The sequence below is a fragment of the Rhodococcus sp. MPR-R1B genome (assembly GCF_058793255.1).
Map to the genome: position 1 here is coordinate 45340 of NZ_JBXAFO010000027.1, position 24428 is coordinate 69767.

Below are 24428 nucleotides of genomic sequence, written 5' to 3' on the forward strand. Positions count from 1 at the left end.
GGCCTTTCAGCTCGCTGCGCGGATGAGGTGCTTCTGGATCTTGCCGGTCGGTGTACGCGGAAGAATGGTCGCGAACACCACTTCACGCGGAATCTTGTAGCGCGCCAACTTGTCCGAGAGGTAGTCCTTGATGTCGTCGGCGCTGATGACATCCGGTTCACGCCAGACGACGTGTGCGACGACGGTCTCGCCCCATTCTTCGTTGGGTTTTCCGACAACGGCGACGTCGACGACGTCCGGGTGGCCGGAGATCACGTCCTCGACCTCCTTGGAGTAGACGTTCTCACCGCCCGTGATGATCATGTCCTTCGCGCGGTCGACGATGAAGAGGTAACCGTCCGCATCCTTGCGCGCCAGATCGCCGGTGCGATACCAACCTCCGTCGGCAAAAGCAGCCTTCGTGGCAGCGGGGTCGTCGAGGTACCCCTGCATGACGGTGTCGGCGCGCAGCCAGATCTCACCGATCTGATCGGGCTCCGCGTCGGTGCCGTCATCGGCAACCAGGCGCAGGTCGACGCCGGCCAGCGCGACGCGGCCGATCGAGCCCGCCTTGCTCAACTGCTCCTCGGGGTACAGCACAGTGCCCACCGGCCCGGTCTCGGTCATGCCGTAGACCTGCCGGAATTCGGTGGTGCCGTACGACTCCACCAGTCGCCGAGCGACATCCGCGCCGATCGGTCCGCCGCCGTACAACCACGCACGAACGCTACCGAGGTTGTAGTCGGCAAAGTTCGGCACGAGGTTGAGTGCAGTGGTGTAGATGACCGGCGGGCCGAAGCAGAGGGTAATACGTTGTTCCTGAACAGTTTCCAGGAATTTGACGGGATGGTACTCGCGCAGCAGCACGACGGTTCCGCCCATGTAGAGCGTGGACATGAACCAGTTGTTGAGCGGGGAAGCGTGCCAGATCGGGACGGCCATGAGCAGGCGCTCGTCCCGAGTCGTCGACACGGCGAGGGCCGCTGTGACGGCAACACCGACGACGTTGCGGTGGCTGTGGACGCAGCCCTTGGGCGAGCCGGTGGTCCCCGAGGTGTAGAGGATTTCAGCCGGATCGTTCTCGTCGATGTCGATACCGTCAACGCCCTCTTGGCGGGTGATGGCGTCGTCGAAGAAGTCGAAACCGTCTGCGACAGAGTCCGTGCTGATCAGCTTGGCCGTTGTCTCCAGTCGACCGACAACCGGCGCCAACTCACCGTCGAAGACGCACACCGACACCTTCGCGTGTCCCAGCACGTAGGCAACTTCCGGAGTCTGCATCTTGTGGTTGATGGGGACCACGACGGCGCCCAAGCGCCAGGCACCGAGCATCGCGTACACGAATCCCGGAGTGTTGTAACACATCAGCGCGACGCGGTCGCCCAGTTGCACGCCCAGCGACTGCAAATAGCCTGCGGCGCGTCGACTTCCGTCCTGAACCTGGGAGTACGTGTGATCGTGACCGTCGAATATCAGGAAGGGTTTGTCCGGGGTCTTGGTGACGTTGCTGTCGAATACGCGAACGATGTTCATCGAAGTCCTTGTCGGAGAATCACGCTCGAAGAGAGTTCATTCCATCGAGCTGTTGAGTACGGCGTCGGGTATCTGGAGAGTGGCGAAGATGACGGCGACCGCCTCCTCGAGGGAGTAACCGAAGCTCTCGCCGGTGGCAGTTTTCTGAATGACGAGGCCGAAGATCGCAGACCAGAAGGCCTTGGATTCGACGTCGATGCCCGCGCGCAGCTGCCAGCCGGTGCGGATCAAGGTACGGAGGAGGGCTGTTTCACCCGAGGAATGCAGAGTGCGAAGCGTCTCGGAGATCAGATCGCGGAGTTCACCACGGCGACCCGTCATCATCATCGCTTCCACGAACAGTTCGACACTGGGAGCGCCCGAGCCGAGGAGTGATCCGACCAGCTTCTCGGTGTAGTCGCCCACGGTGTCGGCGTCGGCGGCATCGACCTCGGCACGCTTGCCTGCGCGCAGAACGGCTGCACACGCCACCTCGACGAAGAGCTTCTCTTTTGAGCCGTAGTAGTAGGTCACCTGGTTTGGATGGGCGCCGGCGGCGGTGCAGATCTGCGCGATGGACACGCTGTCGCCATGTTCGAGGAAGAGCTCGGTTGCAGCGTTGAACAGTGCCATGCGCGTCTGCTTGCCCGACTCACGCGTCGCGCGCGCTGCGGGAACTGACTCGGTGACCATCACGAACTCCTACTTGTTTGTATGACAAACAATAACTCGGCGTTGTTTGTATGGCAAACAATTTCTCCCGACGTGATGACATGTCGACTCCTATCGACATGTCCGATGTGCGGGATTACTCTCTGAACATCGAGCACCCGAGAACTTCGGCTTTTCTGCGAGGAGGCGCCCTGCAATGCTCGCGCGATCCGGCTTCTCCCTGCCCACACGCACGACTCTCACGGGCGACTGGGCAGATTTATTGCGTGAGCATTTTGTCGCGCTCGACGTATCCGATATCGAAGACGGCGATGGATTCAGCGGGGCCGTGCACTCGGCCCAACTCGCACACGTTCGGGTGTCCGCAGTTCAATCGATGGAACAACGAATAGTCCGTAGCAGCAGCCTGATCAAGAGTGACAGTGCGGACTATCTGCAAATCGGCATGATCCGCCGCGGTAGCGCGGTAGTGCGGCAAGACGACCGCGAATGCGTCCTGCGACGTGGCGACTACGTCCTGTACGACACCACGCGCCCCTTCGATTGGCAGATCGAGGGACACGCACACGACGGCATCTGGGGACTCGAGGTGTTCACCTGGCCACGGTCATACCTGTCACTCAGCGACGCGGAGGTCACGAGCTTGACCGCCATTGCCTTCGACGGACACGCGGGCCTGAGTGGCCTGCTGGGTCGCTTTCTTCACGATCTTGCCTCCGTCCGCATGACGTCCGACGCGAGCGGAGACGAGGAGGAAGTCGTCAACGAGATCGGCAGCCTGGTCAAGTCGGTTCTTCACGCAACCGCGCGTCCGATCGTCTCCCGGCGAAGTGGCCTGTACGAATCCGCTCTGTCGGCCATAGACGCCCGCATCGCTGACCCGGCCCTGTCACCGGTGGACATCGCGGGATCAGTCAAAGTCTCCATTCGCCAGTTGCACCGAGCCTTCGCCGAACACGGCACAACGGTGTCGCGTTCGATTCGCAGCCGTCGACTCGACGGTTGCCGTCGTGAGATCGTGCAACGCCACGGCATAGAGCGGTCGCTGACCCAGATTTCTCACCGCTGGGGATTCACCGACCTGGCCGCCTTCAGTCGCGCATTCAAGGCGGAGTTCGGGATCAGCCCGCGGCAATACCGGTCGCAAGCAGTGGCCCCCACAAGTACTGCTCGCTGATCTGTAACATCCTCGGACACTTACCCATTCAACATGATGTTCAAAACGTTCGGTCGCCGACGCCTATCCACAATTCTCGGCGCGGTAGGCCAAGTATCGGGCGCTGACGGCCAAGTTTGCTCGGCCTCGCGGGCGTAGATTTTCGGCACGGCGTTGCCAAGTGCCAGGCACCCGATCCGACCACCTACATCACAGGGAGCACTCATGGAATCTGCAATCGGTGAACATCTTCAATGCCCGCGCACGCTGACCAGGCGCGTTCCGGATACCTATTCGCCACCATTTCCCATGTGGGTCGGGCGTGCGGACGACACATTGCACCAGGTCGCGATGGGCTATCTCGGCGTGCAGTTCCGCGGCGAGGATCAGCGCTCGGCAGCACTGCAGTCCATGCGGGATATCGTCGCCGGCTTCGACTTGCCGGACGGACCGGCACACCACGATCTGACCCACCACATCGACAACCAGGGCTACGAGAATCTGATCGTGGTCGGGTACTGGAAAGATGTTTCTTCCCAACATCGTTGGAGCACATCAGCTCCGGTGGCCTCCTGGTGGGAGTCCGAGGACCGCTTGTCCGACGGATTGGGGTTCTTCCGGGAGATCGTGGCACCGAGAGCCGAACAATTCGAGACGCTCTACGCGTTCCAGGACGATCTCCCCGGAGTGGGAGCCGTCATGGACGGTGTCAGCGGCGAGATCAACGAGCATGGCTACTGGGGTTCGATGCGCGAGCGCTTTCCGATCTCTCAGACCGACTGGATGCAGGCCTCGGGCGAACTACGGGTCGTCGCCGGTGACCCCGCCGCAGGTGGACGCGTAGTAGTGCGGGGGCACGACAACATCGCACTGATCAGATCCGGGCAGGACTGGGCCGACGCGGAAGCGGACGAGCGCAGCCTCTACCTGGACGAAATCCTGCCCACTCTTCAATCGGGCATGGACTTCCTCCGCGACAACGGCCCGGCCGTCGGGTGCTACAGCAACCGTTTCGTACGCAATATCGACATCGACGGAAACTTCCTCGACCTGAGCTACAACATCGGTCACTGGGCCTCACTCGACCAACTCGAGCGGTGGTCGGAATCCCACCCGACCCATCTGCGGATCTTCACGACGTTCTTCCGGGTCGCCGAGGGCCTGTCGAAATTACGTCTCTACCATGAGGTCTCGGTATTCGATGCCGCCGATCAGCTGTACGAGTACATCAACTGCCATCCCGGGACCGGGATGCTGCGCGACGCGGTGACCACCGCCGCGCACTGACCGAAGCCGCCGGAAAACTTCGGCCACGTTCTTTCCCTCGGAGGCAACTCGAGATATGTTGACGAGTGTCGACATATCTCAGTAGAGGCCATCGAGGAAGCGCGGACAGCACACAGTGACTACTCAACGAAACGAAGAGTTGGCGTTTGCTGTGCTGGCCGACCAGGTGCGCCGACAGATTCTCGACACTCTGGCTACCCACGGCGAATGCAACGCAGGCTTCATCAGCGATCAAATTTCGACGGTCGGTCGCACCACGGTATCCACACATCTCAAGGCGCTGCGACTGTCCGGAGTTATCGTCGAACGCCGTCAAGGACGTCATCGCTTGTTTTCGATCGATCCGTCTGGGCCCGCCAACGATGCACTCCAGTTCCTGCGCGACGTCCTCGGGCGAGCGCTGGAAGCAGGTTCTCACGCCTCCGAGTTGCCGACCACGGCGACTGAGGATTCCGACGCGGCTTCGGTGCGTCGCCGGGCTTGAGGCCCTGTTTGAGCCCCAGCATCTATTTCAGGCAGGAAGTAGAACGTGCCAGGTCTCTCCGTAACGGCACAGATCGTGACGACGGACCCACCAGGGTCAGCCTTCGAGCGCTTCGAAACGGGGCAACTGCTCGAACTCGAATGTGAGCAACTGACGGTCGGGGCCGCCGTCGCCATCTCCCTTCCCGTCGGCGACGGCGCACGCGCAGATGTAGCCGGAATGCCGATCACTCTGTTGGGGTATGTCGCCGGCGTGAAGCGGGGCCGATCGGTCGTGATCGTGCACCACCAACCGTGGCGCGGCCGTCTGACGATCCGGTTCTTTCCCGACGGCACCGGCACCCGACTCGTTCTCGAGTCCAGCCTCGATCAGGACGGCATTTCCTGGCTTGCCAACAAGCGCGGATTTGCTCCACCCGAACCTCCGCGCTCCGACCGACATCGGATCGGACTGCTGGTCAGCAAATCCGGCTCGGCGGCTGTATTCGCCCAGGCCACAGAAACACTCGCTGCCCTGGCGGTCGAAGAGATCAATGCCGACGGCGGTGTCGGCGGCGTTCTCGTCGACTTGGTGATCGGCGATGACGCTTCCGACTCGGCGGCCGGAGCGGCGACCGCACTGCGATTGGCGAAAAGCGGATGTCGCGCCATTTTTGCGTGCGTGACGTCGTCGACCTTCAATGCCGCTGCATCTTCGTTGCAAAACACCGGTGTGTTGTTGGTGCACACAGTTCTCAACGAAGGAGGCCGATCGCGTCCGGGGATCCTTCGATTGGGTGAGCGGCCACTCGACCAGACGCGAGCGGGCATACCGGCAATGATGTCCGAGACCGGTTCTCGCACTTGGTTCCTGGTCGGTCAGCAGTATTCGTGGTCGTTCGGAGCACATTGGGCGGCCCGGCGTGTGATCGCCGAATCCACAGGTTCGGTGGCCGGCGAAGTCTACGTACCGTTGGGAACAACCGACTTCTCACGGATCATCGAGTCGATAGCCGACTCCGGGGCCGAACTGATTCTTTCCACCCTGGTGGGGCATGACGAGGTCTTTTTCGAACGGCAATGCGCCCAGCACGGACTGCGGGCCACCACGCGGACGTTTGCGCTGGTCCTCGACGAGGCCACTCAGCAGCTCATCGGCAATTCCGATGCCGACGGAGTCTGGGCGGCCTTCGGCTACTTTCAATCCGCAGCCGGCGATCACGACCTCGAAAAACGATACAGCGCAAGCTCGAACGAACTCCTGCCTCCGCTCAGTTCCCTGTCGGAGACAACGTACGAAGCGATCGTCGCTTACGCACGCACAGTCGAACGAACGTCGGCGGGCGATCCGGAAACAGTACTTCGGCAGCTTGTCACAACGTCGAAAAGCTCGACGGACACCGGCGTTCCACTGCATCGGCCGATTCTGATCGCTGAATCACGCCATGGGCGCCTGTACCCCCGCTCTCTCTGAGCGCGCGTAACCCGAACTTAACGAGTCAATATGTCGATACCTATTGACGCAATTACTGATCCGGCCCTAGTCTGAAAGACAAGTGAAGCCGATCACATCAGGAGCACACTTCTCATGGCGACAATCCGACCTGACGACAATGCAATAGACACCGCTGCAAGGCATTACGGCATCACTCTCGACCAATCAGCCCGGCTCGAGTGGCCGGCACTGATCGACGGAGCACTGGGCTCCTACGACGTCGTCGACCAGTTGTACGCCGACGAGGCAACCCCGCCGACCACGTCACGCGAGCATGCGGTGCCAACTGCGAACGAAAACCCCTTGAGCGCTTGGTATGTGACCACAAGCATCCCGCCGACGTCGGACGGCGTCCTGACCGGCCGACGCGTGGCGATCAAGGACAACGTGACCGTGGCCGGAGTTCCGATGATGAACGGATCTCGGACGGTAGAGGGATTCACTCCGTCTCGCGACGCAACTGTGGTCACTCGACTACTGGCGGCCGGTGCAACCGTCGCAGGCAAAGCTGTGTGTGAGGACCTGTGTTTCTCCGGTTCGAGCTTCACACCGGCAAGCGGACCGGTCCGCAATCCATGGGACCCACAGCGTGAAGCAGGTGGATCATCCGGTGGCAGTGCAGCTCTCGTTGCAAACGGTGACGTCGATTTTGCCATCGGCGGGGATCAAGGCGGATCGATCCGGATCCCGGCGGCATTCTGCGGCGTCGTCGGACACAAGCCGACGTTCGGGCTCGTCCCGTATACCGGTGCATTTCCCATCGAGCGAACAATCGACCATCTCGGCCCGATCACACGCACGGTCCACGATGCCGCACTGATGCTCTCGGTCATCGCCGGTCGCGACGGTAACGACCCACGCCAAGCCGACAGCGTCGAAGCAGGTGACTATCTGTCCACCCTCGACTCCGATGTGGATGGTCTGCGAATCGGGATCGTTCGAGAAGGTTTCGGGCACGCGGTCTCACAGCCCGAGGTCGACGACGCAGTCCGCGCAGCGGCACACAGTCTGACCGAAATCGGTTGCACGGTAGAGGAAGTCAACATCCCGTGGCACCTGCATGCTTTCCACATCTGGAACGTGATCGCCACGGACGGCGGTGCCTACCAGATGTTGGACGGCAACGGATACGGCATGAACGCCGAAGGTTTGTACGATCCGGAACTGATGGCACACTTTGCTTCTCGACGCATTCAGCACGCCGACGCTCTGTCCGAAACCGTCAAACTAGTGGCCCTGACCGGCCACCACGGCATCACCACCCTCGGCGGTGCGAGCTACGGCAAAGCCCGGAACCTCGTACCGCTCGCCCGCGCCGCCTACGACACTGCCTTGAGACAATTCGACGTCCTGGTGATGCCCACACTGCCCTACGTCGCATCCGAATTGCCGGCGAAGGACGTGGATCGTGCAACCTTCATCACGAAGGCTCTCGGGATGATCGCCAACACGGCACCATTCGACGTGACCGGACATCCGTCCCTGTCCGTTCCGGCCGGCCTGGTAAACGGGCTTCCGGTCGGAATGATGATCACCGGCAAAACCTTCGACGATGCGACGGTCCTCCGGGTCGGGCGCGCATTCGAAAAGCTTCGCGGCGCGTTTCCGACGCCTGCCGACCACATCTCCGACTCCGCACCACAACTCAGCCTCACCTAGTCCTGTATCCGCACTTGCACAACAAATTCCACCGATTCACACATGATCAGCCCGCATAGAAAAGGTGAACCAGATGTCAGTAACGATCGACCACACAACGGAGAACGCCGCACCGGCCCAGGCGCCGGTCTCCGATCGCGCGTGGGCCCTGTTCCGCGCACTCGACGGTAAGGGATTGGTACCCGACGGTTACGTCGAGGGATGGAAGAAGACCTTCGAGGAGGACTTCAGTCCAAGGCGCGGAGCGGAATTGGTCGCGCGGGCTTGGACCGACCCCGAGTTCCGGCAACTGCTTCTCACCGACGGTACCGCCGCGGTTGCCCAGTACGGATATCTGGGCCCCCAGGGCGAATACATCGTGGCAGTCGAAGACACCCCGACCCTCAAGAACGTGATCGTGTGCTCGCTGTGTTCATGCACCGCGTGGCCCATCCTCGGTCTGCCGCCGACCTGGTACAAGAGTTTCGAATACCGTGCACGCGTGGTCCGCGAGCCACGGAAGGTTCTCTCCGAGATGGGAACCGAGATCGCGTCGGACGTCGAGATCCGCGTCTACGACACCACCGCCGAAACTCGGTACATGGTCCTACCGCAACGTCCCGCAGGCACCGAAGGCTGGAGCCAGGAACAACTGCAGGAAATCGTCACCAAGGACTGCCTAATCGGCGTCGCAGTCCCGCAGGTCCCCACCGTCTGACCACCCCGACAAGAAAGAAGCACACCATGGATGGAGTACACGATCTTGCCGGAGTTCAAGGCTTCGGCAAAGTCCCGCATACCGTCAACGCCGACATCGGCCCCACCTTCCACGCCGAGTGGGAACACCTGCCGTACAGCCTGATGTTCGCCGGTGTCGCCGAACTCGGGGCCTTCAGCGTCGACGAAGTTCGATACGTCGTCGAGCGGATGGAGCCCCGCCACTACATGATGACCCCGTACTACGAGCGGTACGTCATCGGCGTCGCGGCGCTGATGGTCGAAAAGGGAATCCTGACGCAGGAAGAGCTCGAAAGCCTTGCAGGAGGACCGTTCCCACTCTCACGGCCAAGCGAATCCGAAGGCCGACCGGCTCGCGTCGACACAACCACCTTCGAGGTCGGTCAGCGAGTACGTGTGCGAGACGAATACGTTCCCGGGCATATTCGAATGCCTGCTTACTGCCGAGGACGGGTGGGGACCATCGCTCACCGGACCACCGAGAAGTGGCCGTTCCCCGACGCAATCGGTCACGGCCGCAACGACGCCGGCGAAGAACCCACCTACCACGTGACGTTCGCTGCGGAGGAATTGTTCGGCAGCGACACCGACGGCGGCAGCGTCGTAGTCGACCTTTTCGAGGGTTACCTCGAGCCTGCGGCCTGATCGTCCAACATTCCGGGCGGCGGTCACGCGATCACAGCGTTTCGCGTGACCGCCGCCTGATCACAGCGATTCTCTCATTCGGAAGGACACTGGAAATCATGGTCGACACACGACTTCCGGTCACGGTGCTGTCAGGTTTCCTGGGCGCCGGGAAGACGACACTACTCAACGAGATCCTGCGAAATCGGGAGGGCCGCCGGGTTGCGGTGATCGTCAACGACATGAGCGAAATCAACATCGACAGTGCAGAAGTCGAGCGTGAGATCTCGCTCAGTCGCTCCGAGGAGAAACTGGTCGAGATGACCAACGGCTGCATCTGCTGCACTCTGCGAGAGGATCTTCTTTCCGAGATAAGCGCCTTGGCCGCCGATGGCCGATTCGACTACCTTCTCATCGAATCTTCGGGCATCTCCGAACCGCTGCCCGTCGCGGAGACGTTCACCTTCATCGATACCGACGGCCATGCCCTGGCCGACGTCGCCCGACTCGACACCATGGTCACCGTCGTCGACGGCCACAGTTTTCTGCGCGACTACACGGCTGGGGGCCGCGTCGAAGCCGATGCCCCGGAAGACGAACGAGACATCGCGGATCTGCTTGTCGATCAGATCGAATTTGCCGACGTCATCCTGGTGAGCAAGGCCGATCTCGTCTCGCACCAGCACCTGGTCGAATTGACCGCAGTCCTGCGCTCTTTGAACGCATCCGCTGCGATAGTTCCGATGACGCTCGGTCGCATCCCACTCGACACGATTCTCGACACCGGTTTGTTCTCACTCGAAAAGGCTGCACAGGCCCCCGGATGGTTACAAGAACTCCAAGGTGAACACATCCCCGAAACCGAAGAGTACGGAATCAGTTCGGTGGTGTACCGCGAGCGCGCACCCTTCCACCCCCAACGGCTGCATGATTTCCTCAGCAGCGAGTGGACCAACGGAAAGTTACTTCGGGCCAAGGGCTACTACTGGAATGCCGGCCGGTTCACCGAGATCGGGAGTATTTCTCAGGCCGGTCATCTCATTCGCCACGGATACGTCGGCCGTTGGTGGAAGTTTCTACCCCGTGACGAGTGGCCGGCCGACGACTACCGTCGCGACGGAATCCTCGACAAGTGGGAAGAACCTGTCGGTGACTGCCGACAAGAACTCGTCTTCATCGGCCAATCCATCGACCCGTCTCGACTGCACCGAGAACTCGACGCGTGTCTACTCACCACAGCCGAGATCGAACTCGGGCCAGACGTGTGGACCACCTGGAGCGACCCCCTGGGCGTCGGCTATACCGACCAGACCGTTTGATATTGGTCCGATTTGCCGTAAGTTGTGCGCAATGGGGCTATCACGCAACCGAACTCGGGCGTTGTTGATCGTCGCGGCAATCGCAGCCGGGACCGCTGCCGCGGCGACGCCGGCGGAGGCCACCTGGACAACCGCGCCGATGTGCGGCGATTGGCAGGTCGAGACCGTAGCCCAGGGGTTGGAACAGCTCGAAAACCTCGAGACCGATGACAACGGCGGGTTCTACCTCTCCGGCGAGTCGAAGATCTATCACGTCGACGCCGAAGGACAGGTACGAACCGTCCTCGACGGCATTGCTGCTCCTGGCGGTTTGCAGCTCGACGGTTCGAGGCTGTCCTTCCTCACCAGACAGGACGGCAAGCTGTGGCAACTGGACACCACGACGGATCAGCTGTCCGCCCCCGCCGACTTCGCGGGCAACGGCCTGCTCCGACTTCCCGACGGCGATCTGCTGACCACGTGGGTCGGAACAGAAGGAGGTCCACCAAAGGGCGTCTCGCGCTATCTGCACGACTCCGGAGCCGTCGTGCCCAATTGGTCGACAGTGCCGCGTTCGGAGGGACTCGCGCTCAGTCCGGATCATCGAGCCGTGTACACCGATGACCTGTTCACCGGTCAGATCATTCGAGTGCCCTTGGATACCCCTGACGCGTGGACAGTTGTAGCGACGGTCCCGAGCCTGATACCCGGCCTCGACGATCTGACCATGTCGCAGGATGGAATGCTCTACGCCGCTGCTCACGTCGAAGGCTCGATCTATCGCGTACACCCTGAAACCGGCACTTCCTGCGTCGTCGCTTCGGGTCTGTCGAATGGGTGGAACGGGCCGAGTTCAGTGCGTATAGGACAGGACGGCGACGGCTGGGCGCTCTACGTCACCGGCTTCGACGGAACGCTGCGCCGCCTGGTACCTCCGTCGGGCGTCGAACTCGCACCCGTCCGCTGACGCCGATCTCTTCGGCACGAGATTCCCCGACCTGGCGATACTTAAAATCACGCTGATTTGAAGGCATGCCCGCAGCACAGCGGCCCCTTGTCCGAAAACTGTCAACAGTTCTACACGGAGAAATGGCTACCCTTAGGTTTACGCTGCACGCATGTTTTCTTCCGTCGCAGCGAAGATCCGCCTGGTGGTGGCACTGCTCCTCACTGCCCTCCTGGCGCTGACTCTGTCATCGTGCTCGAGTGGCTCGGATTCGTCGGCAGCCCCCACAGACCTGTGTGCACCTCCAGGAGTGGGAGCCGCAACCGCGGCGCCCACCAATCTGGACGCGGCAGCGGGTGCGGGCGCCGAAGACCGCTACACCACGGCCACCGTCACCCCGGTCGATCAGATCGACACCTCGAAGCTGAATCTGATCAAACCCGGGGTCATCACGGTCGGCACGCTCGGTGACGCGCCCCCGAGCATCTGCGTCAACTCCGAGAATCAGTACACCGGATACGACAACGAGCTGCTGAAGGCCGTCGCGGACAAGCTGGGCCTGAAGGTCGAGTTCGTCGGCACCGAGTTCGCCGGGCTTCTCGCCCAGGTTGCCGGTCGACGCTTCGACGTCGGCTCGTCGTCCATCACCACCACGGACGACCGTCGCAACACCGTCGGCTTCACCAACGGTTACGACTTCGGATACTTCTCCCTCGTCGTGCCTAACGGCAGCTCGATCACCGGCTTCGGAGACCTGGACGCATCAAAGCGCATCGGCGTCGTACAGGGAACCGTGCAGGACGACTACGTCGTGAACACGCTCAAGCTCGATCCCGTGAAGTTTCCCGACTACGCCACGGCGTACGCGAACCTCAAGTCCGGACAGATCGACGCCTGGGTAGCTCCGTCTCAGCAGGCCGAAGGTGCAATCGCTCCCGGTGATCCGACCTCGATCATCCAGAACACCTTCTCGGTCAACAACTTCGTCGGCTGGGCGGTGAACAAGGAAAACCAGCCGCTGATCGACGCCCTCAACTCCGGCCTCGACGCAGTCATCGACGACGGAACCTGGTCTCAGCTGTACGCCGACTGGGTACCGCGCCAACTCCCTGAAGGCTGGAAGCCCGGATCCAAGGCCGCGGCCACTCCGGAACTGCCCGACTTTGCAGCCATTGCCGCGGAAAACGCAGCAAACGGCGACGGTGGCGATACCGCGTCGTACCAACCGAAGTCGACGCTCGAACAGCTCAAGGACACGTTCTTCGACTGGGATCTGTACAAGAAGGCATTCCCCGATCTCCTCAAGACCGGTCTTCCCAACACCCTGATCCTTGCGCTCGCGTCCGGCATCATCGGCACGATCCTCGGCATGCTGCTCGCTGTCGCCGGTATCTCGCGCACCCGTTGGCTGCGCTGGCCGGCCCGCGTCTACACCGACATCTTCCGTGGCCTGCCCGCAGTCGTCATCATCTTGATCATCGGGCTCGGCGTCGGACCGATCGTCAAGGGAATCACCGGTAGCAATCCGTACTGGCTCGGTGTCGCGGCGCTGTCACTGCTCGCGTCGGCATACATCGGTGAGATCTTCAGATCCGGAATCCAGAGCGTCGAGTCCGGGCAGCTCGAGGCTTCACGTGCCCTCGGTTTCAGCTACCGAAAGTCCATGTCGCTGGTCGTCATCCCGCAGGGTGTACGACGCGTTCTGCCGGCGTTGATGAACCAGTTCATCTCGCTGATCAAGGACTCGTCGCTGATCTACTTCCTCGGTCTGCTCGTCACCCAGCGGGAACTCTTTGCCGTCGGACGTGATCTCAACGCCCAGACCGGCAGCCTGTCCCCGCTCGTTGCGGCAGGCTTGTTCTACCTTGCTCTGACCATCCCGCTGACGCACCTCGTCAACTACATCGACAACCGACTCCGGACCGGACGCGCCGACACTTCAGGCACGTTGGATCCGCTCGAGCAGGCCATCGTCGTGGAAAGGGGCTGAGGACATGACCACCAGCTCTGAACTGAAGTCCGTATCGCTCACCGGCAAGGACCTGCATCTGTCCTTCGGTACCAACAAGGTGCTTCGCGGCGTCAACCTGCACGTCGACGCCGGAAACACCGTCACCGTCATCGGGCCCTCCGGTTCGGGCAAGTCGACGCTCCTGCGCGTGCTGAACCGTCTGCACGAGCCCGAGCAGGGTGACGTGCTGCTCGACGGGAAGTCCGTCCTGAAGGACAACCCCGACGAGCTACGCCAGCGGATCGGCATGGTGTTCCAGCACTTCAACCTGTTCCCACACAAGACCGTCGCCGAGAACATCGCACTCGGGCCGAACAAGCTCAAGGGTTTGTCGAAGGAGCAAGCTCGGGCGCTCGCGCTCGAGCAGCTGGATCTGGTGGGGCTCAGGGAGAAGGCCGACTCGCGGCCCGGCAACCTTTCCGGCGGTCAGCAGCAGCGCGTCGCCATTGCCCGCGCCCTGGCGATGAAGCCCGAGGTCATGTTCTTCGACGAGGCGACGTCAGCTCTCGACCCCGAACTGGTCAAGGGTGTTCTGGCATTGATGGCCGATCTCGCGAAGTCCGGCATGACCATGGTCGTCGTGACGCACGAAATGGGTTTCGCGCGTTCCGTTTCCGACAAGGTGCTGTTCATGGATCGCGGCGCCGTTGTCGAAACCGGTACTCCGGAACAGCTTTTCGACGATCCCGAAACAGATCGACTGCAGGCGTTCCTCTCACAGGTTCTCTGACTCAGGGGCGCTTGCAGGGGATCGACGGGCGTTGATCCTCGACGCCTGAAGCATCAGATGGTCGCGTTCGGCGAGGTTGGATGCCTTGTGCGCTGCATCGGCATACAACCTCGCCGCCGACTCCAGGTCTCCGTCGCGTTCACGCAGATAGGCCTCGACTGCGGCATGGCGTGGAAGTGAATCATCCAGCGCTGCAAGAGCTGCCAATCCGGCGCGTGGTCCGTCTGCCTCGCCGACGGCCACCGCTCGGTTGAGCCGGACGATCGGGCTGTCGGTCAAGGCTGCGAGTTCGTCGTACCACTCCACGATCTGCACCCAGTCGGTCTCGTCTGCTGTGAAAGCGTCGGCATGGAGTGCGGCAATGGCGGCCTGGGCCTGGAACTCACCGAGCCGGTCGCGGGCGAGAGCTGACTGGAGGATTGCGACTCCTTCGGCAATCGAATCGGTGTCCCACCGGCTGCGATCCTGCTCGGCTAGCGGAACCAGACTGCCGTCCGCGGCAGTTCGCGCGGCTCGACGAGCGTGATGGAGCAGCATCAGTGCGAGCAACCCTGCGACTTCGGGGTGATCGATCGCGGCCGCCAACTGCCGGGTGAGCCGGATGGCCTCGGCAGCGAGGTCGACGTCGCCGGAGTACCCCTCGTTGAAGACCAGATAGAGGACACGCAGGACGGTGGCGACATCGCCGGGTTGCTCGAACCGGACGCCGGAGACCGTGCGCTTGGCTCGGCTGATGCGCTGAGCCATAGTCGCCTCGGGCACCAGGTAGGCCCGCGCAATCTGGCGGGTGGTCAGCCCGCCGACAGCGCGCAGCGTGAGTGCGACGGCGGACGACGGCGTCAACGACGGGTGCGCGCACAAAAAGTAGAGCTGGAGTGTGTCGTCCACGCCCGGCACCGACCCGCTGACCGGCCGCTCGCCTGGCTGCTCGTCAACCAGAAACTCCCGCTTGCGACGAGCCGCATCCGACCGGATCCCGTCGAGGAACCGCCGCCAGGCCACCGTGACCAGCCAGCCCTTCGGGTCCCGCGGCGGGTTGTCCGACCAGACCCTGACCGCCTCGAGCAGAGCGTCCTGCACGGCGTCCTCGGCCGACGCGAAATCTGCTCCGCGGCGGACGAGGATGCCGAGCACGCTCGGAGTCAGACTCCGAAGCAGGGCGTCGTCCATGACAGGTTTCAGTCCGTGATGGTCGGCGGCTCGGTCAGGAACGGGCGCAGTTCGAGCCATTCGTGAATCGGCTTCCCGCCTGCGCCGGGCGCGGCCGAGAGCTCGCCGGCCAATTGGACGGCACGGTCGTAGTTGTCGACGTCGATCACCATCCAGCCGGCAATGAGGTCCTTGGTTTCCGCGAACGGACCGTCGGTGACCGGCGGGCGACCCTCACCGTCGTACCGGACAAAAGTGCCCTCAGGAGCGAGAGCCTGACCGTCGACGAACTCGCCCGCCTTCTCGAGCCGATCCGCGAAGTCCTGCATGTACTTCACGTGGGCCGTGATCTCGTCCGGCGTCCACTGGTCCATCGGCACGTCGTTGACTGCAGCCGGAGCGCCGCGGTAGTGCTTGAGCAGCAAGTACTTGGCCATCGTGAATCTCCTCTGTATCGGTGCCACCCATTCTGGTCGCACTTCACTACAGGGACGAAGCAAGTCGGGGATTCTCGACATTGCGGGGCCTTCGGCCCTGTGCGCCTTTTTGGTAGTGCCCGCAACCAGAAAGGCGCACGGGGCCGAAGGCCCTAAATCCACCCCTGCCGGCGGGCGATCACCGCTGCTTCGTGCCGGTTGGCAGCACCGAGTTTGGTGACAGCTGACGACAAATAGTTCCGGGTGGTTCCTGCCGAGAGGTGTGCCCGGGAAGCGATCTGCTCGATGGATGCTCCGTCGGCCGCGTACTCGAGTACGTCCGCTTCGCGCGGAGTAAGCGGTGAGTCGCCGGCGCCGATCGCCTCGGCAGCCAACGACGGATCGACGTACCGCCCGCCCGCGTGGACGCTGCGGACCACCTCGGCGAGCGTCGCCGCAGGCGTCGTCTTCGGCAGAAATCCTCGGACGCCTGCTGACAGTGCCTTCTTCAGATACCCGGGACGCCCGTGGCTCGTCACGATGATCGAGACGCACCCCGAGACCGTCTGCGCAATCTGTTGCGCCGTCTCGATGCCGTCGATACCTGCCATTTGAAGGTCGAGCACGGCTACGTCAGGTTGATGTTTTGCAGCAGCGACCACGGCATCCTCGCCGGATTCGGCTTCCGCGACGACAACTATGTCGTCCTCGAGCGACAACATCATGGCCAGAGCCGAGCGGATCAGGTTCTCGTCGTCGGCCAGCAGTACCTTGATCGGCTCGGTCACCGAGACTCCTTCGTTCGGGACGGAAAGTGGGCGGTGAGGGTGAAGCGATCTTCGTCCTGCACGGTTTCGACAATTCCTCCGACGGCGCCGACGCGCTCGCGCAATCCGTTCAGGCCGGTTCCGTTGTTCGGCTCTGCGATCCGTGCGCCGTCGTTGGCGATCACGACGCCGTCCGCGAACACTTCGATGCTGCAATTCTCGGCACTGGAGTGCCGGAGAATGTTGGTGACGCCTTCACGGACGACCCAGGCGGCAGCTTCGGCCAGTTCCACCGGCAGCTGATCTGCCGATCCACGTATCGCAGTGGAGATTCCGGCGGCCTCGAGCAGAGACTGCGCACCGGCCAGCTCGGACGCCAAGGCGATGGACCGGTATCCCCGAACCAACTCGCGCGCTTCGTCGAGTGAATCTTGCGCAAGTTCGCGTACTTCGTCCATCTGCGCGGCGGCACGATCGTCGCCGCGTCGTGAAAGAGTAGCTGCAAGTTCACTTTTCACCGCAATTGCAGACAGTGCCCGCCCGACGACGTCATGGAGATCGCGTGAAAATCGCAACCGTTCCTCGGCGACGGACAGAGCGGCAGCGGCTCCGCGTGCCTCGTCCAATTCGGTGACCATCCGCAGCAGCCACACCGACATGTAGACGGTCAGCCCCATGAAGGCGGCGACGATTCCGACGGACACGCCGCTTCCCGGACCCGCAAGCAGTCCCAGTACAACCCCGGCGGCCACCGAGCCCACGATCAGCCAGCGCAACGACGTCAACCCCGCAAGGGGCACGACAAGGATTGCCGCCAGCCAGAAGTACGGGCCGTTCTCGCCATTGCTTCCCAAGGCAATTCCCGCCGAGCAGAACGCCGACAACGTCATCACGGCAAGAGGAATCTGGACGGGCTTGGCCACGACTCCGCCCAGATCAGGCATCCGAGACACGGCGATGACGCACGCAACGGCACTGATTCCGAGGAAGACACCCGACAGGTACCGATCCGCAACTATCTCGGTGACCGCACCGAAGCCACCGAAAACCACTGCGACCATGATGAACGATTGCCGCGTGTAGAGGCGAACCTTGTCGACGTTCGACGCGGTTCGCCACGTCCGTCTCGGATTCCAGCGTCCGAAGTTCTGCGCGATCATGCCCACTACCTTCTCAGAGTTCTACGAACGCGGTTCCCAGCGGAAGTGGACGTTCGCGATCAGAACCGAACCGACGATCCACGCCAGCATGACCAACAGCGGTTGCGCAGCCGAACCGAAGGTGTCGACAAATCCCGCTGCCGCACCGGGCGCATCGCCCAGATCAGCCAGTTCGCCAGTGGTCCGCCCCAGCCATCCGAGATTGAGAAGGTCCACTACTGCGGCCAGCGGAGTGAAATCGAGAATGCGAGCAACGTTGTCCGGCACGACATTCCTGATCGAGGACATACCTGCCGTCGCCAGAATCAGAATCGGCATGCAGGTGATCTGCGCCGCCTCTGCATTTCGCGTGACAGCCGAAGTGATCAACGCCAGCGCCGTGAAGAGCGCGGCGCCGCCGATCACCGCGACCAGCACCAGGACCGGATTGACCGGAGCACTACCGCCCAGAACCATCACGGCGATTCCGATCACCACCGTCAACAGGCCGGTGAGAACCCACGACGGCACTGCCGGGCCCGCGAGGATCTCGGCGTCGCTGCATTCCCCTGTCCGTAGTCGCTTGAGAACCAACTCGTCACGACGCGTCGCGTACACCGACAGGAGGTTGTAGAAGACCACGAACACGAGCAGGAAGAGTGCAAACACCTCGAGGCCTGCCGACACCGACTTGTCGGACATCCCGCCATCGCGCGACAGGTACAGCATCCCCACGGGAAAGATCAACGGGAGGACGATTGCGTTGAAGAGCAACAGTCGATTTCGTCCCAGGAGCGTGAACTCCGAACGAGACAGGGTTGCTATGCGGTTCATGCCGACGCTCCTTCGAGAGTTGCGTGATGATCGAATTGGTCTGCAATGGAGAGGAATACGGTCTCCAGGGATGCCGCGCGGGCATCCAGGCCGGTCAGCAGGATGTTGTTGTGCTGTGCCCACAGCAGCAGTTCCGTCAGCGTCTCCTGCACTGTGCGAGTGGTTATCACCACCAGATCGTTTTCGACGCGTACCTCGGCGCCGGCCAGGGCCGGGAGCGGAAGACCGGGACGGTGCAGTTTGATCTGGGCAGGATGATCCGCGACGACGTCCGCCACGGTTCCGCTGCGCACCACCGATCCTCGGTGCATGATCGCCAACTGGTCGCACAGGGACTCGGCTTCGTCCAGGTAATGCGTCGTCAACATGATGGTGACGCCCGACGCTTTCAAGTCAGCGATCAATTGCCAAGTGTTACGTCGACTTTCGGGATCCAAACCAGTAGTCGGCTCGTCGAGAAACAGGACGAGTGGCCGGCCGATGATCGCGCACGCCAGATCCAGTCGCCGCGCCTCACCTCCCGAGAGGAACTTCACGCGGGTATCACCACGGTCACGCATGTCCACGCGCTCGAGCACCTCGTCCACGGGCAGCGGATTCGAGCAGGTTCCGGCCCACATCGCCAAACTCTCACGAGCAGTCAGGTCTTGGGGCAAGCCACCCTTCTGGAGCATGATGCCAAGCGACGGGCGAATCTGCTTGCGGTTGCGCACCGGATCCATGCCCAGAACGCGCACCGTTCCGGCACTGGCTCGTGAAAGACCCTGAATCACTTCGAGGGTGGATGTCTTGCCGGCACCATTGGTTCCGAGGAGGCCGAACAGCTCGCCTTCCTGAACACTCAGATCCAGATTGCGAACAGCATCGAACGCCTCCTTACCGGAGCCGTAACGCCGCGACATTCCGACTACGTCGATCACGGGATCGCCCTTCATCGCTGCGCCTCCGCTCGGTTCCAGCCGCGCAGTCCGATCGCGAATCGAATACCCGCATAGACAGCGAGAGCGGCAACAAGGATCCAGAACACCGGATTGGAGCCGATGATCGCGAACACCACTCCGACGATCGCGATGTTCACCACGATCACTACAAGTTCGCGGCCCATCGTGGGTGCGGGTCCGATGTCCATCAGGTCCGTCAGGAGGCTTCCCTCATGTGGTTCTCTCATGCATCCAAGCTTCGCGGGAAGTCAGAGCCGAAAACAGTGCACAGCGTCATCACCTGCGGTGACACCGTCACGGATCAGCGATGACAAATGTCATGCGACGTCCCCGCGGGGACGCGTCGTAAACCGCGGGTAAGGGTCACCTCGTTGTTTTGCCGTTCATTTTTACGTTCCTTTACCCTTGCTTCGAGCTTCTACGGTTCCCGAAGTCCGTACATCGAATCTCGGGAGTTCACGGTGGCTATCAAGCCTTTGGCCTTGTTCGTCAAACACGACGGCGTGTCTGCACGCGCGTCGATCACCTGCCAGTACAAGTGCGGAAACGCGTGCTCTCACGAGGTCCCCAACACCTCGGGCGGCGAGTACTTCCGCGACATCGCACGCACAGCGCTGAGTCGTCGCGGCTTGCTCCGGGGCAGCGGCATGGCAGTGCTCGCGGTGGGAGCGGGCAGCGCCCTCGTTGCCTGTTCGGACGAATCCGCAAGTGCCGAACCGGGAACCGGATCGACGAGCGGCAGCAGCAGCGGATCGACACCAGCGGGGACGAACTTCGGCGCCGTCGCGCCCAACAAGGAAGACAAGGTCACCGTCCCTGACGGATACGATCAAGCCGTCGTGATTCGCTGGGGTGACGCCGTTCTCGCCGGCGCCCCGGCTTTCGACTTCGACAAGCAGACTGCGGCAGCGCAGGAACTGCAGTTCGGATTCAACAACGACTTCGCCGGATTGCTCCCGGTCGACGGGCAGCCCAACACCTACCTACTCGTGGTCAATCACGAATACTCCACCGAGCCGGCGATGTTCCGCGGCTACGATGCGGAGAACCCGACCGAGGAGCAGTTCAAGATCGGCCTCGCCAGCCACGGACTGTCGGTCGTGCAGGTCAAGGGCGAATCCGACAACGGCAAGCTGGTACCGGAGATCGGATCGAACAACCGCCGCATCACCGGAACCACGGAATTTGTCGTGACCGGCCCCGCTGCAGGTAGCGACTTCCTCAAGACGAGTGCCGATCCCACGGGAACCAAAGTGCTCGGCACCCTCAACAATTGCGCCGGCGGCGTCACCCCCTGGGGCACAGTGCTTTCCGGCGAAGAGAACTTCAACCAGTACTTCGCGAACGCCGAGGGTGTCACCGATCCCACGGTGGCAGCACGGCTGAAGCGCTACGGTCTTGCCGGTGCCGCTTCCGAGCGCAAGTGGGAACGCTTCGACAAGCGGTTCGATCTGGTCGCAGAACCCAACGAGGTCAACCGATTCGGATACGTCGTCGAGATCGATCCCTGGGATCCGTCGTCGACTCCGATCAAGCACACAGCGCTCGGACGTTTCAAGCACGAAGCCGCCACCATTTACATCACGGCGGACGGCACCGTCGTCGCCTACAGCGGCGACGACGAGCGCTTCGACTACATGTACAAGTTCGTCTCCAGCCGAAAGATGCAGGACGGCAAGAGTCAAGCAGCCATGCGCCACAACATGACTCTGCTCGACGCCGGAACACTGTACGTCGCAAAGCTCAGCGGAAACTCCGCCGGCGAGATCGACGGCAGCGGCAAACTTCCGTCGGACGGCAAGTTCGACGGAACCGGCGAGTGGGTAGCCATCCTGCGCACCGGCGAAGACGGCAAGGGCGAATCGCTGGTAGACGGTATGAGCGCCGAAGAGGTCGCCGTCTTCACCCGCCAGGCCGGTGACAAGGTCGGGGCAACGAAGATGGATCGCCCCGAGGACTTCGAGGCAAACCCGAAGAGCGGCAAGGTTTACGTCGCACTGACCAACAACACCAAGCGCGGAGTCGACGGTGGCGCCGCGGCCGACGAGGCGAACCCGAGGAACAACAACAAGAACGGCCAGGTCCTCGAAATCACCGACGACCACGCCGGCACCACCTTCGGCTGGAATCTTCTTCTCGTCTGCGGAGATCCGGCCACAGCCGATACTTACTTCGGCGGGTTCGACAAGAGCAAGGTCAGCCCCATCTCATGCCCGGACAACCTTGCCTTCGACCCGCACGGCAATCTGTGGATCTCCACCGACGGCAACGCACTCAAGTCCAACGACGGGCTGTTCAGCGTTGTCCTCGAAGGCGAAAACCGCGGTGAGACAAAGCAGTTCCTCACCGTTCCCGTCGGCGCCGAAACCTGCGGCCCCATCGTGGACGAGAAGCGCGTCATCGTCTGCGTCCAGCACCCCGGCGAGACCGACGACGCCAGCATCGAAAGCCCCGCATCCCATTGGCCCGACGGTGGTTCCGCCCAGCCTCGCCCGTCGGTAGTTGCAGCCTGGAAGAAGGACGGATCTCGGCTCGGCTCGTAACACACATGAAAACGACGTGGGGCAGATCGCATACTCTGCGATCTGCCCCACGTCGTTTACCTCAGATTCTCAAGAGAATCAGTTGTCACCGTCCTCGCGACGCTTACGCGTCAGGAGAACAACACCCGTTCCCAGCGCCAGCAGCAGAACCAATCCACCTGCTGCGAGCAACCCGGTGTTCACGCCACTCTCACCAGCGCCACCACCCGAGTTGATCGTCCCGCCCTGAGGAGCAGACGGCTTCGGCTGACCCGGCTGACCCGGGTTTGCTGTCGGCGGCTTCGGCTGTCCCGGAACCGTGCTCGGAACCGGCTGACCCGGAACCGTCGGCGGTACGACGATCGGAGGCACAACGACGATCGGGGGAATGATGATCGTCGGTGTAACCGGCACCGTCGTGTTCGGAACCGTCGTGGTCGGCGGAACTGTCGTGACCGGCGGCGTTGTCGTCGGCGGCGTCGTTGTCGTCACGCCACACGGATCCACAATCTCTTCCGCGACAACTTCTTCTGTCGTGGTCTCCTCTGTGGTGGTCTCCTCCGCGGTGGTGGATTCCTCCGTACCGGTCACATCAGCGTCACCGGCAGTGATCGCGCTAGCCGTCGTCGTCGCAACCGTTGTCGTCGGAACCATCCGCGTGGTCGTCGTCGGAGGAACACAGGGCTCCGTCGTGACCGGCGGCGTCGTGGTGGTCGTCGGCGGCACCGTAGTGGTGGTCTCCGGCGGGTCTATCGGGTGTTCGGTGCAGAGAGCGTCGCCCGGGACACAGTCCACTGGCGGGTTCTCGCCACCAACCACCAGGTAGTTGTTCAGGACACCCGGAGTGAATCCGGGACCTGACAACGTTCCGATCTCAGGATTGACCTTGACGGTGTACGTCACTGTCGCGGTCTCGCCCTTGGCCAGCTTTCCGGTGACCGTGAAGACGTTGTCGACGACACCCGAAACAACCAGCGTGGAAGTGGTAGCCGGATCCTTCGTCATTACTGCATCGTCGAGAACGTCGGTGAGATCGTCGTAGAAGCTGACCTCACCATCCGCGGTGCCCACATTCTTGAACGTGAGCGTGTACGTGATCTCCTGGCCGCCAACCACACGGTTCGTGGTGGACGGAACAGAGGACTTCAGTACCTCGATCGCGGGTGTGCCATCCACCGGATGCTCGGTCGTCACCGGCGGAGGAGTGATCTCCGGACCCGTCGGCGGCTTCGCAGTACCAGTGACCTTGTTGTTGATCAGAACCCCGCCGGCAACACCATCGTTGATCTTCACCTGGTAGGTCAGAACAACCGACTTACCGGCTTCCAATGCACCGGTCCAGGTGAGCGTCGTCCCCGACAGCGTCGGAGCAGCGGCAGCAGCACCGTCGACAGTCGCCTTCAGCGAACCGTCCACCAACGTCGCGTTGTCGAGAACCTTCGACAGATCATCGGTCAACACCACCGGATCAAGAGTCGTGTTACCCGTATTCGCACCCGTCACCGTATACGTGATCGTCTGACCCGCAGCAACATTGGTACCCGACACCGGATCCGCAGCCTTCGCGACCGTGAACCCCGGAACCTTCACCGGATGCTCGGTCGTCACCGGCGGAGGAGTGATCTCCGGACCCGTCGGCGGCTTCGCAGTACCAGTGACCTTGTTGTTGATCAACGTGCCACCGGCAACACCATCGTTGATCTTCACCTGGTAGGTCAGGACAACCGACTTACCGGCTTCCAATGCACCGGTCCAGGTGAGCGTGGTGCCCGACAGGGTCGGAGCAGTCGCGTCGACACCGTCGACCGTTGCCTTGAGCGAACCGTCCACCAACACCGCGTTGTCGAGAACCTTCGACAGATCATCGGTCAACACCACCGGATCAAGAGTCGTGTTACCCGTGTTGGAACCGGTCACCGTATACGTGATCGTCTGACCAGCAGCAACATTGGTACCCGACGCAGGATCGGCAGCCTTCGCGACCGTGAACCCCGGAACCTTCACCGGATGCGTCGTGCACAGCTGCGTCACCGGATCACACACCTCCGGAGGATCAACCGGCGGAGTCGTCCCCGGAACAACGAAGTTGTTCACGAACACCCCACCGACCAC

At 62.2% G+C, this 24428-nt stretch carries 22 protein-coding genes; 12 read left to right on the forward strand and 10 right to left on the reverse strand.

Going from position 1 to position 24428, the window contains the following annotated elements; translation table 11 throughout:
* Positions 1-6: 6 nt before the first annotated feature.
* Complete coding sequence (locus AC1Q61_RS27040) at positions 7-1512, reverse strand: class I adenylate-forming enzyme family protein (RefSeq protein ID WP_472795774.1); 1506 nt, start codon at positions 1510-1512, stop codon at positions 7-9.
* Positions 1513-1548: 36 nt separating this feature from the next.
* The gene (locus tag AC1Q61_RS27045) at positions 1549-2184 is read right to left on the reverse strand and encodes a TetR/AcrR family transcriptional regulator C-terminal domain-containing protein (RefSeq protein ID WP_007735239.1); all 636 of its coding nucleotides are present in this window, start codon (positions 2182-2184) and stop codon (positions 1549-1551) included.
* A gap of 175 nt (positions 2185-2359) precedes the next feature.
* Between AC1Q61_RS27045 and AC1Q61_RS27050 the strand changes: the two genes are divergently transcribed.
* From AC1Q61_RS27050 to AC1Q61_RS27100, 11 genes are all read left to right on the forward strand, one after another.
* Positions 2360-3340, forward strand: a complete 981-nt coding sequence (locus AC1Q61_RS27050) for a helix-turn-helix domain-containing protein (RefSeq protein WP_472795775.1) — start codon at positions 2360-2362, stop codon at positions 3338-3340.
* A gap of 204 nt (positions 3341-3544) precedes the next feature.
* Complete coding sequence (gene oxdA / locus AC1Q61_RS27055; RefSeq protein WP_020971427.1) at positions 3545-4606, forward strand: aliphatic aldoxime dehydratase; 1062 nt, start codon at positions 3545-3547, stop codon at positions 4604-4606.
* A 115-nt stretch (positions 4607-4721) separates the two neighbouring features.
* On the forward strand, positions 4722-5090 hold the full coding sequence (locus tag AC1Q61_RS27060) for an ArsR/SmtB family transcription factor (RefSeq protein WP_070386716.1): 369 nt from the start codon (positions 4722-4724) through the stop codon (positions 5088-5090).
* Between the two features lie 45 nt (positions 5091-5135).
* A complete protein-coding gene (locus AC1Q61_RS27065; protein ID WP_492651255.1) occupies positions 5136-6542 on the forward strand; it encodes a substrate-binding protein in 1407 nt (468 codons plus the stop codon).
* Between the two features lie 114 nt (positions 6543-6656).
* Positions 6657-8222, forward strand: coding sequence for an amidase (locus AC1Q61_RS27070; protein WP_445388236.1), 1566 nt, complete (start codon positions 6657-6659; stop codon positions 8220-8222).
* A gap of 73 nt (positions 8223-8295) precedes the next feature.
* Positions 8296-8919 (forward strand): nitrile hydratase subunit alpha, encoded by a 624-nt coding sequence (gene nthA / locus AC1Q61_RS27075; protein ID WP_042450854.1) that lies wholly within the window; start codon positions 8296-8298, stop codon positions 8917-8919.
* Between the two features lie 26 nt (positions 8920-8945).
* Positions 8946-9584, forward strand: coding sequence for a nitrile hydratase subunit beta (gene nthB, locus AC1Q61_RS27080; RefSeq protein ID WP_003946075.1), 639 nt, complete (start codon positions 8946-8948; stop codon positions 9582-9584).
* A gap of 98 nt (positions 9585-9682) precedes the next feature.
* Complete coding sequence (gene zigA, locus AC1Q61_RS27085; RefSeq protein ID WP_042450649.1) at positions 9683-10882, forward strand: zinc metallochaperone GTPase ZigA; 1200 nt, start codon at positions 9683-9685, stop codon at positions 10880-10882.
* Positions 10883-10913: 31 nt separating this feature from the next.
* The gene (locus tag AC1Q61_RS27090; RefSeq protein ID WP_492651256.1) at positions 10914-11828 is read left to right on the forward strand and encodes an SMP-30/gluconolactonase/LRE family protein; all 915 of its coding nucleotides are present in this window, start codon (positions 10914-10916) and stop codon (positions 11826-11828) included.
* A gap of 151 nt (positions 11829-11979) precedes the next feature.
* Positions 11980-13797: an ABC transporter substrate-binding protein/permease gene (locus AC1Q61_RS27095; protein ID WP_492651257.1), complete on the forward strand. Its 1818-nt coding sequence runs from the start codon at positions 11980-11982 to the stop codon at positions 13795-13797.
* Positions 13798-13801: 4 nt separating this feature from the next.
* Entirely contained in the window at positions 13802-14548 is a 747-nt protein-coding gene (locus AC1Q61_RS27100; RefSeq protein ID WP_003946070.1) for an amino acid ABC transporter ATP-binding protein, read from the forward strand.
* Here AC1Q61_RS27100 and AC1Q61_RS27105 read toward each other — a convergent pair.
* From AC1Q61_RS27105 to AC1Q61_RS27135, 7 genes are all read right to left on the reverse strand, one after another.
* Entirely contained in the window at positions 14534-15718 is a 1185-nt protein-coding gene (locus tag AC1Q61_RS27105) for an RNA polymerase sigma factor (RefSeq protein WP_492651262.1), read from the reverse strand. The two genes, AC1Q61_RS27100 and AC1Q61_RS27105, sit on opposite strands and share 15 nt — an antisense overlap.
* A gap of 8 nt (positions 15719-15726) precedes the next feature.
* Positions 15727-16134: a YciI family protein gene (locus AC1Q61_RS27110; protein ID WP_003945999.1), complete on the reverse strand. Its 408-nt coding sequence runs from the start codon at positions 16132-16134 to the stop codon at positions 15727-15729.
* A 152-nt stretch (positions 16135-16286) separates the two neighbouring features.
* Positions 16287-16901, reverse strand: a complete 615-nt coding sequence (locus tag AC1Q61_RS27115) for a response regulator transcription factor (protein WP_003946002.1) — start codon at positions 16899-16901, stop codon at positions 16287-16289.
* Positions 16898-18040 (reverse strand): sensor histidine kinase, encoded by a 1143-nt coding sequence (locus AC1Q61_RS27120; protein ID WP_492651258.1) that lies wholly within the window; start codon positions 18038-18040, stop codon positions 16898-16900. The genes AC1Q61_RS27115 and AC1Q61_RS27120 overlap by 4 nt, the downstream gene beginning before the upstream one ends.
* Before the next feature lie 21 nt (positions 18041-18061).
* Positions 18062-18853 (reverse strand): ABC transporter permease, encoded by a 792-nt coding sequence (locus tag AC1Q61_RS27125; protein ID WP_492651259.1) that lies wholly within the window; start codon positions 18851-18853, stop codon positions 18062-18064.
* Complete coding sequence (locus AC1Q61_RS27130) at positions 18850-19788, reverse strand: ABC transporter ATP-binding protein (protein WP_003945975.1); 939 nt, start codon at positions 19786-19788, stop codon at positions 18850-18852. Before AC1Q61_RS27130 ends, AC1Q61_RS27125 begins: the two co-directional genes overlap by 4 nt.
* Complete coding sequence (locus tag AC1Q61_RS27135; RefSeq protein WP_223304396.1) at positions 19785-20021, reverse strand: hypothetical protein; 237 nt, start codon at positions 20019-20021, stop codon at positions 19785-19787. Before AC1Q61_RS27135 ends, AC1Q61_RS27130 begins: the two co-directional genes overlap by 4 nt.
* A gap of 234 nt (positions 20022-20255) precedes the next feature.
* On the opposite strand from AC1Q61_RS27135, the gene AC1Q61_RS27140 reads away from it, so the two are divergent.
* Positions 20256-22337 (forward strand): PhoX family protein, encoded by a 2082-nt coding sequence (locus tag AC1Q61_RS27140; protein WP_058039323.1) that lies wholly within the window; start codon positions 20256-20258, stop codon positions 22335-22337.
* Between the two features lie 78 nt (positions 22338-22415).
* Here the strand turns inward: AC1Q61_RS27140 and AC1Q61_RS27145 are convergent.
* Positions 22416-24428 (reverse strand): isopeptide-forming domain-containing fimbrial protein (locus AC1Q61_RS27145; protein WP_492654909.1); only part of this gene is annotated, 2013 nt, incomplete at its 5' end.